At 58.9% G+C, this 15,573-nt stretch carries 11 protein-coding genes and 1 pseudogene; 4 read left to right on the forward strand and 8 right to left on the reverse strand.

Going from position 1 to position 15,573, the window contains the following annotated elements:
* Window positions 1-12: 12 nt before the first annotated feature.
* The 5 genes from hupB to tig all read right to left on the reverse strand — a co-directional run bounded on the left by hupB (window position 13) and on the right by tig (window position 6,387).
* Complete coding sequence (hupB, locus tag WBR25_RS11565; protein ID WP_005315375.1) at window positions 13-285, reverse strand: nucleoid-associated protein HU-beta; 273 nt, start codon at window positions 283-285, stop codon at window positions 13-15.
* A gap of 240 nt (window positions 286-525) precedes the next feature.
* A complete protein-coding gene (gene lon / locus WBR25_RS11570; protein ID WP_479747976.1) occupies window positions 526-2,880 on the reverse strand; it encodes an endopeptidase La in 2,355 nt (784 codons plus the stop codon).
* 141 nt (window positions 2,881-3,021) lie between these two features.
* Entirely contained in the window at window positions 3,022-4,296 is a 1,275-nt protein-coding gene (clpX, locus tag WBR25_RS11575) for an ATP-dependent protease ATP-binding subunit ClpX (protein ID WP_005336977.1), read from the reverse strand.
* Between the two features lie 70 nt (window positions 4,297-4,366).
* The gene (clpP, locus tag WBR25_RS11580; RefSeq protein WP_005336979.1) at window positions 4,367-4,990 is read right to left on the reverse strand and encodes an ATP-dependent Clp endopeptidase proteolytic subunit ClpP; all 624 of its coding nucleotides are present in this window, start codon (window positions 4,988-4,990) and stop codon (window positions 4,367-4,369) included.
* An 86-nt stretch (window positions 4,991-5,076) separates the two neighbouring features.
* Window positions 5,077-6,387, reverse strand: a complete 1,311-nt coding sequence (gene tig, locus WBR25_RS11585) for a trigger factor (protein ID WP_005345092.1) — start codon at window positions 6,385-6,387, stop codon at window positions 5,077-5,079.
* Between the two features lie 441 nt (window positions 6,388-6,828).
* On the opposite strand from tig, the gene WBR25_RS11590 reads away from it, so the two are divergent.
* Both WBR25_RS11590 and yfbR read left to right on the forward strand, forming a co-directional pair.
* Complete coding sequence (locus WBR25_RS11590) at window positions 6,829-7,263, forward strand: YccF domain-containing protein (RefSeq protein ID WP_005336982.1); 435 nt, start codon at window positions 6,829-6,831, stop codon at window positions 7,261-7,263.
* A gap of 92 nt (window positions 7,264-7,355) precedes the next feature.
* Window positions 7,356-7,946: a 5'-deoxynucleotidase gene (gene yfbR / locus WBR25_RS11595; RefSeq protein WP_429106725.1), complete on the forward strand. Its 591-nt coding sequence runs from the start codon at window positions 7,356-7,358 to the stop codon at window positions 7,944-7,946.
* Between the two features lie 87 nt (window positions 7,947-8,033).
* Here the strand turns inward: yfbR and lolE are convergent.
* The 3 genes and pseudogenes from lolE to WBR25_RS11610 all read right to left on the reverse strand — a co-directional run bounded on the left by lolE (window position 8,034) and on the right by WBR25_RS11610 (window position 11,305).
* A pseudogene (gene lolE / locus WBR25_RS11600) lies at window positions 8,034-9,274 on the reverse strand (lipoprotein-releasing ABC transporter permease subunit LolE).
* On the reverse strand, window positions 9,274-9,972 hold the full coding sequence (gene lolD / locus WBR25_RS11605; protein WP_005336988.1) for a lipoprotein-releasing ABC transporter ATP-binding protein LolD: 699 nt from the start codon (window positions 9,970-9,972) through the stop codon (window positions 9,274-9,276). The pseudogene lolE and the gene lolD overlap by 1 nt, the downstream one beginning before the upstream one ends.
* 97 nt (window positions 9,973-10,069) lie before the next feature.
* Window positions 10,070-11,305, reverse strand: a complete 1,236-nt coding sequence (locus WBR25_RS11610) for a lipoprotein-releasing ABC transporter permease subunit (RefSeq protein WP_005345085.1) — start codon at window positions 11,303-11,305, stop codon at window positions 10,070-10,072.
* 76 nt (window positions 11,306-11,381) lie between these two features.
* Here WBR25_RS11610 and WBR25_RS11615 point away from each other — a divergent pair, with 76 nt between their 5' ends.
* Window positions 11,382-11,957 carry a hypothetical protein gene (locus WBR25_RS11615; protein ID WP_005351323.1) on the forward strand — a complete coding sequence of 192 codons (576 nt, stop codon included), beginning with the start codon at window positions 11,382-11,384 and terminating at the stop codon, window positions 11,955-11,957.
* A gap of 34 nt (window positions 11,958-11,991) precedes the next feature.
* Complete coding sequence (mfd, locus tag WBR25_RS11620; RefSeq protein WP_479749908.1) at window positions 11,992-15,459, forward strand: transcription-repair coupling factor; 3,468 nt, start codon at window positions 11,992-11,994, stop codon at window positions 15,457-15,459.
* Window positions 15,460-15,573: the final 114 nt, after the last annotated feature.

Consider the following 15,573-nt stretch of genomic DNA (forward strand, 5'->3'; position numbering starts at 1 on the left):
TCAGCGACCGACTTAGTTAACAGCGTCTTTCAGGGCCTTACCGGCTTTGAAGGCAGGAACTTTACCAGCAGCGATTTCGATGGTCGCGCCAGTCTGCGGGTTACGGCCTGAACGGGCAGCACGCTCGCGTACAGCGAAAGTACCGAAACCAACCAGAGCAACCTGGTCACCCTCTTTCAGCGCTTCACCAACAGCATCAATGAAGGCATCCAACGCACGGCCAGCGGCAGCTTTGGAGATATCGGCACCGTCTGCAATCTTGTCAATCAGTTGAGATTTATTCACTCTTATATTCCCCTTTTATCAAACACCGCTGCGGCGCTGATTTCCCTGGCCACAACAAGTGGAGGTTTTATAGCAAGCCTCCTGATCAGTTGCAAGTGACAATCTGGCGCAAACCCGCGCCACACAACGCATTGCGACTCATCACGAGTACCCGATCGGTGGTCAAGGCTACTTCCGTTATCGGGCGCATGCAAGCCTTAACCACCCGCCGAATGCGCCAAATTTGCGGCGCATCAACATTTACACGACAGAAACGCGCTCAAACCCCTGTGGATTGTCCTGCAACGCCAATTCCAGCACCTCGTCAATCCAGCGAACCGGATAAATTTCAAGGTCTTGTTTGACGTTTGCCGGGATCTCCTCAAGGTCACGCTCGTTCTCTTTCGGAATAAGCACTCGCTTGATGCCGCCACGGTGGGCTGCCAGCAACTTCTCCTTGAGACCACCGATGGGCAGCACTTCGCCGCGCAAGGTGATCTCCCCTGTCATCGCCACATCAGCACGAACCGGATTACCGGTCAAGCTGGAGACCAGGGCGGTACACATGGCGATACCGGCGCTCGGACCATCTTTCGGGGTTGCCCCTTCCGGTACGTGCACGTGGATATCGCGCTTCTCGTAGAAGTCGGCATTGATGCGCAGCTTCTCGGCACGGGCCCGCACGACCGTCATGGCCGCCTGGATGGACTCCTGCATCACGTCACCGAGAGAACCGGTATAAGTGAGCTTGCCCTTGCCCGGCATGTTGGTGGTCTCGATGGTGAGCAGATCGCCCCCCACTTCGGTCCACGCCAGACCACACACCTGACCCACCTGGTTCTGGTCGGTGGCCTTGCCGTAATCGAAACGCTGCACCCCGAGGAACTCCTTGAGGTTCTCCTGATTGACCTGAACATGCTTGATGCTCTTGTCCAGCAGGATGCGCTTGACCGCCTTGCGACAAATCTTGGAGATCTCGCGCTCCAGACTCCGCACGCCCGCCTCGCGGGTGTAGTAACGGATCACTCCGACCAGCGCAGAATCTTCGATGGTGATCTCGGACTCTTTCAGGCCGTTGCGCTGGATCTGCTTGGCAACCAGATGCTGCTTGGCAATGTTGAGCTTCTCATCTTCGGTGTAACCGGAGAGACGGATCACTTCCATCCGGTCCAGCAAGGGGCCGGGGATGTTCATGGAGTTGGAGGTAGCCACGAACATCACGTCCGACAGGTCATAATCCACTTCCAGATAGTGATCGTTGAAGCTGTTGTTCTGTTCCGGATCCAGCACTTCTAGCAAGGCGGATGCGGGATCGCCACGCATGTCCGAGCTCATCTTGTCGATCTCGTCGAGCAGGAACAGCGGGTTCTTCACGCCGACTTTCGCCATCTTCTGGATAAGCTTGCCGGGCATGGAACCAATATAGGTACGGCGGTGACCGCGGATCTCCGCTTCGTCACGCACCCCACCCAGAGCCATCCGCACATATTTGCGGCCTGTCGCCTTGGCGATGGATTGGCCCAGCGAGGTCTTGCCCACACCGGGAGGCCCAACCAGACAGAGGATGGGGCCCTTGAGCTTGTTCACCCGTGCCTGTACCGCCAGATATTCGAGGATGCGATCCTTGACCTTCTCGAGGCCATAGTGATCGGCATCCAGCACCTCTTGCGCCTTGCCAAGGTCTTTCTTGACCTTGGAGCGCGCCTTCCACGGCACCTGTACCATCCAGTCCACATAGCTGCGTACCACGGTAGCCTCGGCGGACATGGGAGACATCATCTTCAGCTTGGCAAGCTCGGCCTGGGCCTTTTCACGGGCATCTTCCGGCATGCCAGCCTCTTCAATCTTGCCATTGAGGGCTTCAAACTCATCCGGGCTATCTTCCAGCTCACCCAGCTCTTTCTGGATGGCCTTCATCTGCTCGTTGAGGTAATACTCGCGCTGGCTCTTTTCCATCTGCTTCTTGACGCGAGTACGGATGCGCTTCTCGACCTGCAGCAGGTCAATTTCCGACTCCATCATCGCCATCAGGAATTCGATGCGCTCGGAAACCGAGACGATCTCCAGCACCTTCTGCTTGTCTTCCAGCTTGAGCGGCATGTGGGCCGCCATGGTGTCAGCCAGACGCGCAGCATCATCGATCGCCGAGATCGAGGTCAGTACCTCGGGCGGGATCTTCTTGTTGAGCTTGATATAGCCTTCAAACTGGCCGATGGCGGAGCGAACCAGTACTTCCTGATCCTTCTCCTCAATGGCTTGGGAGGGGATGTACTGGGCCTCGCAGACAAAGAAATCCTTGTCGTCGATCATCCGCTCCAGGCGGGCACGCTGCCCACCCTCTACCAGCACCTTGACGGTGCCGTCCGGCAGCTTGAGCATCTGCAGAATATTGGCCACTGTCCCGACGGTGAAGATCTCCTCCACCGTTGGCTCATCGGTTGACGCATCCTTCTGGGCCACCAGCAGAACTTTCTTGTCCTGCTCCATGGCCGCTTCCAGACAGCGAATGGATTTTTCCCGCCCCACAAAGAGTGGAATGACCATGTGGGGATAAACCACCACGTCACGAAGAGGCAGGACGGGAATCTCGATGCGTTCTGAACGCTCTAGGTTCATATATGTCCTCTCGGCTTGTTATACCGTTGGCAAAGCGCTTGGCTGAGTATATGGGGGCGCAGAGATGAGATTCAATCGCCGAAACCGTAAAAAGCATGAAAGGGGCAAAAAGCCCCTTCCATTCGATTAAAAATCAGACATTTACTCTGATGCAGCAGCCTGGGTTTCGGGATTTTCGTAAATCATCAAGGGCGCGGAGTCCCCTTTGATCACGGTCTCGTCGATCACCACCTTGCTGACCCCTTCCAGAGAAGGCAGGTCATACATGGTATCCAGCAGCACGGCTTCCACGATGGAACGCAGACCACGAGCACCGGTCTTACGCTCCATCGCCTTGCGGGCAATGGCGTTGAGTGCGTCGTCACGGAACTCCAGCTCAACACCTTCCAGATCGAACAACGCCGCGTACTGTTTGGTCAGCGCGTTTTTCGGCTCTTTCAGGATCTGGATAAGGGCAGACTCGTCCAGCTCGGTCAGGGTCGCGACCACCGGCAGACGGCCGATGAACTCGGGAATGAGACCATACTTGATCAGATCTTCCGGCTCCACCTTGGCGAAGGTCTCGCTTAGGGTGGCCTTGGCATCCTTGGATTTCACCTCGGCGCCAAAACCGATACCGGTTCCCTTCACGGAACGCTGCTCGATCACCTTGTCCAGACCGGCAAAGGCACCGCCGCAGATGAAGAGGATCTTGGAGGTATCAACCTGCAAGAACTCCTGCTGCGGATGCTTGCGACCACCTTGCGGCGGCACGGAAGCGATGGTCCCTTCGATCAGCTTGAGCAGTGCCTGCTGTACCCCTTCCCCGGAGACATCGCGGGTAATGGAGGGGTTGTCCGACTTGCGGGAGATCTTGTCGATCTCGTCGATATAGACGATGCCACGCTGGGCCTTCTCTACGTCGTAGTCGCACTTTTGCAGCAGCTTCTGGATGATGTTCTCCACGTCCTCGCCCACATAACCGGCTTCGGTCAGAGTGGTCGCATCGGCCATGGTAAACGGCACATCCAGCAGACGAGCCAGGGTCTCAGCCAGCAGGGTCTTGCCGCTACCGGTCGGGCCAATCAGCAGAATGTTGGATTTGCCGAGCTCCACACCACTGTTTTCGCCGCTGTTACGCAGACGCTTGTAGTGGTTGTAAACCGCAACGGCCAACACCTTCTTGGCGTACTCCTGCCCGATCACATAGTCATCGAGATGAGCGCGGATCTGATGAGGGGTCGGCAGCTCGTTACCATCGCGCTTGGGAGAGATCTCGCGGATCTCTTCGCGGATGATGTCGTTGCACAGCTCGACGCACTCATCACATATGTAGACGGAAGGGCCAGCGATCAGCTTGCGCACTTCATGCTGGCTTTTGCCGCAAAAAGAGCAGTAGAGCAGCTTATCACCCTCACCCTTGCGTTTTTCTGTCATTCAGCAACCTCGTTTTATCAATAGAGGATGGATCGGCCTGTTGAGTTTACAACAGACCGGGACACCCTGCTCAGCTACGCTGGCTCAGGACACCGTCTACCAGACCATAGGCCACGGCCTGCTCGGCGGACATGAAGTTGTCACGATCGGTGTCACGCTCGATAGTAGCCATGTCCTGACCGGTGTGGAACGCCAGGCGCTCGTTCAGGGTATTTTTGATCTTCAGGATCTCCTGGGCGTGGATCTGGATATCAGATGCCTGACCCTGGAAGCCACCCAGTGGCTGGTGGATCATCACGCGGGCGTTAGGCAGGCAGAAACGCTTGCCCTTGGCGCCACCAGCCAGCAGGAAGGCACCCATGGAGCAGGCCTGCCCCATGCAGACGGTGCTGACATCCGGCTTGATGAACTGCATGGTGTCATAGATGGACATGCCCGCAGTCACCGAACCACCCGGCGAGTTGATGTAAATATAGATGTCCTTGTCCGGATTCTCGGACTCGAGGAACAGCAGCTGGGCAACCACCAGATTGGCCATGTGATCTTCAACCTGACCAGTCAGGAAGATCACCCGCTCTTTCAGCAGACGGGAGTAAATATCGTAGGAACGTTCACCCTTGGCAGTCTGTTCGACCACGATGGGGACCAGCGCATTGCTGGGAGAATCGGTCATATCGTTATAGTTCTTGTACATAAGGCATTGTCCCTAAAATAAAATGGCCCGAGTGGAGATCACACGAGCCATTATACTTAACAGTCTTGACCTTAAGTCAAATGTTCTTAGGCAGCGGCGCCAGACTTGTTGATCACTTCGTCAAAGGCAACTTCTTTTTCGGTCACTTGCGCTTTGGACAGGATCAGGTCGATGGCTTGATCTTCTACTGCCAGGTTACGAACGCCGTTCAGCATCTGTTCGTTCTTCTGATAGTACTCGATCACTTCCTTCGGATCTTCGTAGGCAGTTGCCATGGACTCGATGATGCTGTTTACACGGGCATCGTCAGCCTTGATTTCGTTGGTACGGATCACGTCACCCAGCAGCAGGCCTACGCGTACACGACGCTCGGCTTGAGCCTGGAACAGTTCAGCCGGCAGCTCGGGAGCGTTGCCGCCCTGGAAGCCACCGAAACGCTGCAGAGCCTGCTGACGCAGTGCGTCGATCTCTTGAGCAACGGCAGCTTTCGGCAGGTCGATTTGGTTGGCTTCAACCAGACCGTTCAGAACCTGCTCTTTCACGCTGTTTTTCAGGGCTTGAGCCAGTTCGCGCTCCATGTTCTTGCGCACTTCGGCTTTCAGCTCTTCAACAGAACCGCTCTCGATACCAAAACGCTTCACGAACTCTTCGGTCAGCTCAGGCAGGATCTGCTCTTCAACCTTGATCAGCTTGGAAGCGAACTTGGCTTCTTTGCCTTTCAGGTTTTCAGCGTGGTAATCAGCCGGGAAGGTCACTTCGATGGTGAACTCGTCGCCCGCTTTCTTGCCCAGGATGGCGTCTTCGAAGCCCGGGATCATGCGGCCAGCGCCCAGCACCAGGTTGAAGCCTTCAGCTTTGCCGCCGTCGAACTCTTCACCGTCGATGGAACCGACGAAGTCCATGGTCACACGCATGCCATTGGCAGCGGCAACATCGGCATCAGCCCAGGTAGCGTGCTGCTTGCGCAGGGTGTCGATCATGTTGGCCAGATCTTCATCCTTCACGGTCGCAACCGGCTTCTCGACCTTGATGGTCTCAAGACCTGCAACTTCGAACTCCGGATACACTTCGAAAGTGGCGGTGAATTCGAAATCCTGACCTTCTTTGATCTCTTTCGGATCCATGGTCGGGGCACCGGCCGGGCTCAGTTTGTTTTCGATGATGGCTTTGATGAAGTTGCTCTGCATCATTTCATCAGCAACGCGGGCGTGAGCCATGGCGCCGAACATCTTCTTGATGATGGCAACCGGAGCCTTGCCAGGACGGAAACCGTCGATGCGACGAGTTTTGGCCAGGCCATTCAATTCTTTACGCACAGCGGCGTCTACGGTAGCGGCCGGTACAGTGATGGTAAGACGGCGTTCCAGACCCTGGGTTGTCTCTACAGAAACTTGCATTCTTCTACCTCGTTCAACTCAGCACTGTGTGCTGACCCTTTATTGCCCCTGGGCAAAGCCCGGAGTCTTCCTGTTTATAAAGACAACGATATGTCTTTGTGATGAGAAAATATGACGCGGCATTATAGCGGCGCACTTTGGTCGAGTCGAGCCACACATCCCCCACATTGAGCGGCGTGCAAGCACAATTCGTGCAAAACTGCCCTTTATATGGGGAGAGAGGTGCCCGACTTCAACTATCCGATGGCAATAATTTTGCGTTTGCTCACCTTTTTTCATCCGAACGCCGCTTTATTGCCCATTTTTAGCCGAAAAACAGCCCGCCGTTGCGGGCGGCGACTCAATTTGACCAGCCAAATGGCGATTGGGCCAATCAACCATTGCGTCCCTACCCCTCCCTCGTTATGGTGGCAACCAAATTGATGATCTGGAGTCACTCACATGGCCTTTTTCCGCTTCTTGTTCAATCTGCTCTGGTTTGTACTGGGAGGTGTCTTTATGGGCTTGGCCTGGTGGCTGGCCGGTCTTGTCTGCTTTATCTCGCTGGTCGGCATCCCCTGGGGACGTGCCTGCTTCGTGATCGGCACCTTTACCTTCTTCCCGTTTGGCAAGCAGGCCGTTAATCGCAAGACCATGACTGGCCAGAGCGATATCGGCACCGGTACTCTGGGGCTGATTGGCAACATCCTCTGGTTCGTGCTGATCGGCGTCTGGCTGGCCATCGGCCACATCGCTTCCGCGCTGGCCTGCTTCGTGACCATTATCGGTATCCCGTTCGGTATCCAGCACCTCAAGCTGGCACTCATCAGTCTGGCGCCCATCGGCCAGATGATTGTGACCAACCAGGAGGCTGAATCGGGCCGCTATATCCGCTAAACACGGGAAATGCGCGGGCAGACGCTGCCCAGCAACGAAAAAAAGGGCAGACTAGAGTCTGCCCTTTTTTATTCTCTTTTGTTGAGGCCATCATGTTACCCAGCCACTTTTTCGCCAATCTCGCCCGCATGAAACTCATCTACCGCTGGCCCCTGATGCGCAACATCCAGCCGGAAAACATCGCCGAGCACAGCCTGCAGGTGGCCATGGTGGCCCATGCCCTCGGCATCATCAAAAACCGGCTGTTTGGCGGCAGCGTGAATGCCGACCGCGCCGCCGTGATGGCCCTCTACCACGACAGCAGTGAGGTGCTGACCGGCGATCTGCCTACCCCGGTCAAATACTTCAACCCCGAAATTGCCCGCGAGTACAAGAAGATAGAACTGGCCGCCGAGCAGCGCCTCCTTGGCATGCTGCCGCCAGAACTGATCGATGACTTTCGCCCCCTGCTCGATTCGGCAGCCCAGGATGGCGAACTGGCCAGACTGGTCAAGGATGCCGACACCCTCTGCGCCTATACCAAGTGTCTGGAGGAGATCAACGCGGGCAACCGGGAGTTCGAACCGGCTCGCAAGCGCCTTGAAGCCATGCTGGCAGCGCGGATGAGCGATGAGATGCGCTACTTTATCGACACCTTTGTGGCCAGCTTCTCCCTGCCGCTCGATGAGCTTAATGCTCACTAAGCCAGTCCACGCGACTTGAAAACAGAAGGGCCCGCCGGTTTGCACCGGCGGGCCCTTCGTTATTTATGGCGCATTAGATGCAGCGCATCAGTGACCCAGCTCGCGGGACGGTACCAGACCGCTCGCCCGCCAGGCGGGATAGAGGGTAGCCACCAGGCTCATCAGGATGGCGGCGCCCGTCACGATAAGCAGATCCTGCATATGCAACTCGGTCGGCAAGAAGTCGATGAAATAGATATCCGGATTGAGGAAGCGGTGGCCGATGAGCTTTTCGACAACGCTCAGGAGCTGGGTCAGCTTGCTCGAAAGCAGCCCGCCCAGCAGGGCACCGAGCAGGGCACCGGCCACGCCGTTGACCATCCCCTGAATGACGAAGGTAAGCCGGATCTGGCCGGGGCTCGCCCCCATGGTCTTCAGGATGGCGATCTCGCTGCGCTTCTCGTTCACCGCCATCACCAGAGTGGAGACGATGTTGAAACAGGCGACGGCCACCACCATCAGCATCACCACATACATGACGGTACGCACCATCTGGATGTCCTGATAGAGGTAGCCCTGGCTGTTCATCCAGCTGCGGATGTAAACATGATGAGGGAACTGCTGCGCCGCGGCTACGGTGATGGATTGCGCCTTGAGCACATCGCTCACCCGCAGGCTGAAGCCCTCCACATCGCTGCCCATGCCGGTGATCGCTTGCGCATCGGCCAGATGCATAAAGCCGAGCAGACCGTCGAGCTGACCGCCAATTTCCAGCAGCCCCACCACGGTCAGGGCTTCGCGCCGAGGATTCTTGATCCCCGCCTGATCACCCCTTGCGGCAGCAGCAGGGCGACCGAATCCCCCACCTTGACCCCCAACTTGTCGGCGATGGTCTTGCCAAGGATCACCCCACGTTCACCCGGTTGCAGCTCACGCAGACCGCGGCCCGTCATGTATTTGCCGGCATCCGACAAATTGGCTTCCAGATCGGGCAGCACAGCGCGCAGTTGGACCCCCTTGAGGGCAGAGCCATGCTCCAGCAGGCCATTAAGGCGAATGACCGGCGCTGCCGCCTCAACGCCCGGCTGAGCCAGCAGGTAGTCGCGCAGACGTGGCCAATCCGGCAGCGGCCGCTCGACGGCGTCCAGCTCACCTTGCGGCACGACCGAGAGCACCCGATCTTTAAGCTCCCGCTCGAAACCGTTCATGGCGGAGAGGCCCAGGATCAGCGCCATCACCCCGAGGGCAATACCGATCAGGGAAGAGGCAGAGATAAAGGCGATAAACCCGTTGCGACGGCGGGAGCGGCTGTAACGCAGGCCCAGAAAGAGGGGCAGCGGTTTGAACATCAGGCAACCTCCGCCATCACGCCGCTCACCAGGGTCACCCGGCGATGAAGCTTGGCCGCCAAGCTCAGGTCGTGGGTCACCACCACAAACGCAGTGCCCAGCTCACGGTTCAGTTCACACAGCAGTTCGTACACCGCGGTGGCACTGGCGTGATCCAGATTGCCGGTAGGTTCATCCGCCAGCACCAGACTCGGTTCGTTGACCAGCGCCCGGGCGATCGCCACCCGCTGACGTTCGCCACCGGAGAGCTCGGAGGGACGGTGATTCAAGCGATGGGAGAGCCCCACTCTACCCAACATTTTGGTCGCCTTTTCGGTGGCAACCGCCACCGACTCACCGGCGATCAGCAGCGGCATGGCCGCATTTTCCAGCGCACTGAACTCGGAGAGCAGGTGGTGGAACTGATAGACAAAGCCCAGCTCTCGGTTGCGAAAACGGGCCTGGGTGCGGCTGTCCCAGTGGTGGATATCCTCCCCCTTGAACAACACAGCGCCACTGGAAGGGTTGTCCAGCGCCCCCATCAGGTGCAGCAGAGTGGTCTTGCCGGAGCCGGAGCTCCCCACCACCGCCAGCATTTCACCGGGCGCGACGCAGAGATCGATCCCCTTAAGCACCTGAGTCTCCAGCTCCCCCTCTTTATAGACATGATTGAGCGCCTGGCAGCGCAGCAGAGGTTCACGAGATACGGCTTCATTCATAACAGGGGCTCCACTTACGCCAGTGACCACAGAGGCACCAGTAACAACGCCGGTACTCGCACCGGAGGTAACAACAGAAGATGTATTATTCACGGCATTACTCATAACGCAGCGCCTCGGCCGGTTTCACCCGTGCGGCGCGGGCCGCCGGATAGAGGGTGGCACTGAAGCTCAGCAGCACGGCGCCCAGCAAGATGGTGATGACCTGAGCCGGTTCGACGATGACCGGCAGGCCACTGCCGCCCGCCGCCATATAGAGGTTGAGCCCCACCGCATTGAGCAGAGGGTTGAGACCCAAAGAGAGCGCAAGGCCAGCCAGCCCGCCAAACAGGGCACCAATCACCCCGCTGGAGGCACCAAGCACCATGAAGATTTTGACGATACCTGATTCACTCATGCCCATGGTGCGCAGGATGGCCACTTCGCCCTCCTTGTCCGTCACCACCATCACCAGCGCAGAGAGGATGTTGAAGGTGGCGACGGCGATGATCAGCACCAGCATCAGCCCCATCATCCGTTTTTCCATGGCGACCGCCTGGAACAGCTCGCCCCGCTCGCGGCGCCAATCCTGCCACAGCAGCCCATCCGGCAACGGTGTCTTGATCACCTCGTCAGCGGCAAAGGGATCATCGAGCCAAAGGCGAATGCCACCGACGGTTTCTGGCGGCAGGCGCAGCAGTCGCTGGGCATCCCCCAGCGCGATCAGCGCAATCTGGTTATCCACATCGGCGCCGACCCCGAAGATACCGGAGACGGTAAAGAGGCGCTGGGCCGGTACCCGACCAAACGGAGTGAAGCGGGTCCCCTCGGTCAGGATCAGGCGAACCTGATCGCCGATGGAGACATTGAGGCGGCGTGCCACCCCCTGCCCCAGCACGATGCGGTAGTGACCCGCCTGCAGGGTATCGAGGCGTCCCCCCAACATCTGGCTATGGAGGATGTCATCCTTGGGCCACTTCGCAGGGTCGATCCCCTGCACGCTCACCCCGGTCAGCTGGCCGGGGCTTTGCAGCATCCCTTCGCTGTCGAGCATGGGGGCCGAGGCGACCACATGGGGTAATTTGGCCAGATCCGGCAAACCTTGCGGGTCGGCATCAATACGGCCAGCCTGGTTGGTCACCACCACATGGGGGATCACCCCGAGGATGCGCCCTTTGAGCTGCCCTTCGAAACCGTTCATCACCGAAATGACCACCATCAGGGCGGCGACCCCGATGGCGATGCCAAAGGTAGAGAACAGGGAGATAAATGAGACGAAGCGATTGCTGCGCTTCGAGCCTGCATAACGCAGGCCGATGGCCAGCGAAAGGGGCTGAAAAAGTCCGGTCTTCAAGGATATGTACGTTGCCAACAAAATAAGATACCGGATAATAAAGGGAAACCGTCCATGACAACAAGGGATAGCCTCCATGCAGGAACAGTTCTTCAGCGTCACTCATGCCACGCCGGTCAATGTGATCCCCATGCCGGCCGACTTCCACCTCCCCTCGCTGGAGGAGCTGGACGCTGAGCTGCCGGAGCCCTTTCGGATCTCTTCGGCCATTACCTCCATCGATCTGGTGACCACTCGACTGCTGCGCAACCAGAACGAGTCGATGCACGATCTGATCGAGATCGTCAATCAGCAGTCCCGCAAGATCGACATGATCATGGGCTATGTGCTCTCCCTGCAGGACCATCCGGAGCAGCGCTTTCACACCCTGCGCTTCGGGGCTGGCCAGCTCACCTACCTGCACCCCTATCATGATCACGGGGATGCGCCGCACCTGCACCAGATCGTCCGCCTCAAGATTTTCCTGCGGGAAGAGGCGGCCGCCATCTACTGCTATGGCCAGGTCAAACAGCTCGACGGCGGTGAACATGGCACCCATGTGCAGCTCGACTATGTGCGGATCCGCGAAGATGACCGTGAACTGCTGGTTCGTGCCAGCCTCCACGTGCAATCGAAGCAGCTCAAGCTGCGCGCCCAAGAACGTCAGCGCTAGATAACGTCAACGTTAAAAGAATCGAACCATGCCAATGACACTCCCCGCCTTGCCCGCCAAAGCGGGCCAAAAGATCACGCTCGGCCAGCTGGTCGGCAGCAGCCTCTCGCTGATTGCAGCCCGCCTCACCAATGAAGCCAAGGGGCCGGTACTGCTTATCACCGCCGATACCCCGAGCGCCCTGCGCCTGGAGCAGGAGCTTCAGTATTTGCTGGCAGACAAGCAGCTAGCCGATCAGCCCGCCCCCGTATTGCTGTTCCCCGATTGGGAGACCCTGCCCTACGACACCTTCTCTCCCCATCAGGACATCATCTCCCAAAGGCTCGAGACCCTCTACAAGCTGCCGCAAATGAGCAAGGGGGTATTGATTGTCCCCATCTCCACCCTGATGTTGCGCTGCGCCCCCCGGGTCTATCTCGACAAATACAGCCTGATGGTGAAGGCCGGTCAGCGCCTCAACCTGCAACAGCTGCGCGGGCGGCTGGCCGAGGCGGGTTACGTGGCAGTGGATCAGGTGCTGGAACATGGCGAATTTGCCGCTCGCGGCTCCCTGCTCGATCTCTTCCCCATGGGCAGTAGCAGCCCCTATCGCATCGACTTCTTCGACGATGAAGTGGACTCCATCCGCCCATTCGATCCCGAAACCCAGCGCTCCAGCGAACCGGTCAAGACGGTCAGCCTGCTGCCCGCCAGGGAATACCCTACCGACGAGGCGGCCATCGAACTGTTTCGCGGCCAGTTCCGCGAGCAGTTCGAGCTGTCGCGGGCCGAGGGCTCCGTCTATCAGGAGGTGAGCAAGGGGCGCTGGCCCGCTGGCATCGAGTATTATCTGCCGCTCTTCTTCAACCAGACCGCCAGCCTGTTTGACTACCTGCCGGAAGAGACCCTGCTGCTCACTGTGGGGGATATCTACCCCGCCGCCCAGCGTTTCTGGAACGATATCGGCCAGCGCTATGAAGACAGACGCTGGGACAACACTCGCCCCCTGCTACCCCCGGCCCAGCTCTATCTGCCGGTGGAGCAGCTCTTTGCCTCTCTGGGCCAATATGGCGCGGTGCGGCTGCAAGAGGCCGCCACCGCGGGCGATGCCGGTCAGCACGATCTGCCCATCGAGGCGCTGCCGGATCTGCAACTCGATCACAGCAAGGAGCAACCCCTGCTGGCGCTCAACCAGTTCCTCCAAGGTTTTGCCGGGCGCACCCTGTTTGCGGTGGAGTCCGAAGGACGGCGGGAGGTGCTCGGCGATCTGCTGGCGCGTATCTCGCTGCAACCTAAAGAGTTCCCCTCCCTCGACGCCTTTATGGCGAGCCCGGATCGCCACGGCCTGCTGGTTGCACCGCTTGAGCGTGGCTTCCTGTGGCAGGAGGTCGGTCAGGATCCACTGGCGCTGATCACCGAGACCGAACTGCTGGGCGGCAAGGTACGCAGCAAGCGAGCGCGGGAGAAGAGCAAGAACCTGAGCTCCGATGCGGTGATCAGAAACCTGGGTGAGCTGACCCAGGGCCAGCCGGTGGTGCATCTGGATCACGGGGTCGGCCGCTATCTGGGGCTCGAAACCATCGACGCCGGTGGTCTGCCCACCGAGTTTTTGACTCTCGAATATGCCGGCGGCGACAAGCTGTTCGTGCCGGTTACCAGTTTGCACCTTATCAGCCGCTACACCGGTTCTGATAACCCGCCCAGCCACAAACTCGGCGGTGAAGCCTGGAGCAAGGCCCGGCGCAAGGCGGCGGAGAAGGTGCGCGACGTGGCAGCCGAGTTGCTGGATGTCTACGCTCATCGCGCCGCTCGAGCCGGGTTTGCCTTCAAGCACGACAAAGAGGCCTATCGCCAATTTGCCGCTAGCTTCCCGTTCGAGGAGACCGACGATCAGCTCAACGCCATCAATGCGGTGCTGGGGGACATGTGTCAGGCCAAGAGCATGGACAGACTGGTGTGCGGCGACGTGGGTTTCGGCAAGACCGAAGTGGCTATGCGGGCGGCGTTTGTGGCCGTGCATGGCGGCAAACAGGTCGCCGTGCTGGTGCCCACCACCCTGCTGGCGCAACAGCACTACGACAACTTCCGCGACCGCTTCGCCAACTGGCCGGTGCGGGTCGAGGTGCTGAGCCGCTTCCGCTCCGCCAAGGAGCAGAACGCTGTGATGAAAGAGCTGGCTGAAGGCAAGGTGGACATCATCATCGGCACCCACAAGCTGCTCGGCTCCGAACTCACCTTCAAGGATCTGGGACTGCTCATCGTCGATGAGGAGCACAGATTCGGGGTGCGTCAGAAGGAGAAGATCAAGGCTCTGAGGGCTGATGTGGATATCCTCACTCTCACCGCTACACCCATTCCGCGCACCCTCAATATGGCGATGTCCGGCATGCGGGATCTCTCCATCATCGCGACTCCACCCGCCAAGCGACTCGCCATCAAGACCTTCGTGCGCCAGCACGAACCGGCGGTGGTTCGCGAGGCGGTGTTGCGGGAATTGAAGCGTGGTGGTCAGGTCTACTACCTGCACAACGATGTCGAGAACATCGAGAAGTGCGCCGCCGATCTGGCGGAGCTGGTACCCGAGGCCCGCATCGGCATCGCCCACGGCCAGATGCGCGAACGTGATCTTGAGCGGATCATGTCCGACTTCTACCACCAGCGCTTCAACCTCCTGGTTTGCACCACCATTATCGAGACCGGCATCGACGTGCCGAGCGCCAACACCATCATCATGGATCGGGCGGATCACCTGGGTCTGGCCCAACTGCACCAGCTGCGGGGTCGGGTTGGCCGCTCTCACCATCAGGCCTATGCCTACCTGCTCACCCCCCATCCCAAGCTGATGACCAAGGATGCGGCCAAGCGGCTGGAGGCGATCGCCTCGCTTGAAGATCTCGGCGCCGGCTTTGCGCTGGCGACCCACGATCTGGAGATCCGTGGCGCGGGCGAACTGCTCGGCGACGATCAGAGCGGCCAGATCGAATCGGTCGGCTTCACCCTCTACATGGAGATGCTGGAGCAGGCGGTCGAGGCGCTGAAAAATGGCAAGGAGCCGTCGCTGGAGCAGCTGATGAGCCAGCACACCGAGGTGGAACTGCGCCTGCCTGCACTGCTGCCGGATGACTACATCCCGGACGTCAATATGCGCCTCTCCATGTACAAGCGGATCGCCAGTGCGGCGGACGAGCAGGAGCTGCGCGAGCTGAAAGTGGAGCTGATCGACCGCTTTGGCCTCTTGCCGGAGGCAACCAAAACCCTGCTGGAGCTGGCCGCCTTCCGCCAGCGTGCCACCGCCCTTGGCATTCGCCGGGTGGAGATGAGCGAGCGTGGCGGCTATCTCGACTTCACCCAGGAGACCAAGGTCAATCCGGCCTATCTGGTCAAGCTGCTCTCCAGCCAGCCACGGGTCTACAAGATGGACGGGCCGACCCGGCTGCGCTTCCAGGTGCCGACCCAGGATCGTGCGATGCGCCTCAAGCTAGTGGATGGCTTGCTGGCTGATCTGGCCAACAACAGCCTGTGAATATCTGCAACGCTGGCGGCGAGCCAGAGAGATAATGCCAACTAAAACGGGAGCCAAATCGGCTCCCGTTTTGTTTATGTTGGCTGGTGACTAGCGTCTCCCTTCTCCCCTTGT

The organism is Aeromonas sp. MTB (genome assembly GCF_056632455.1).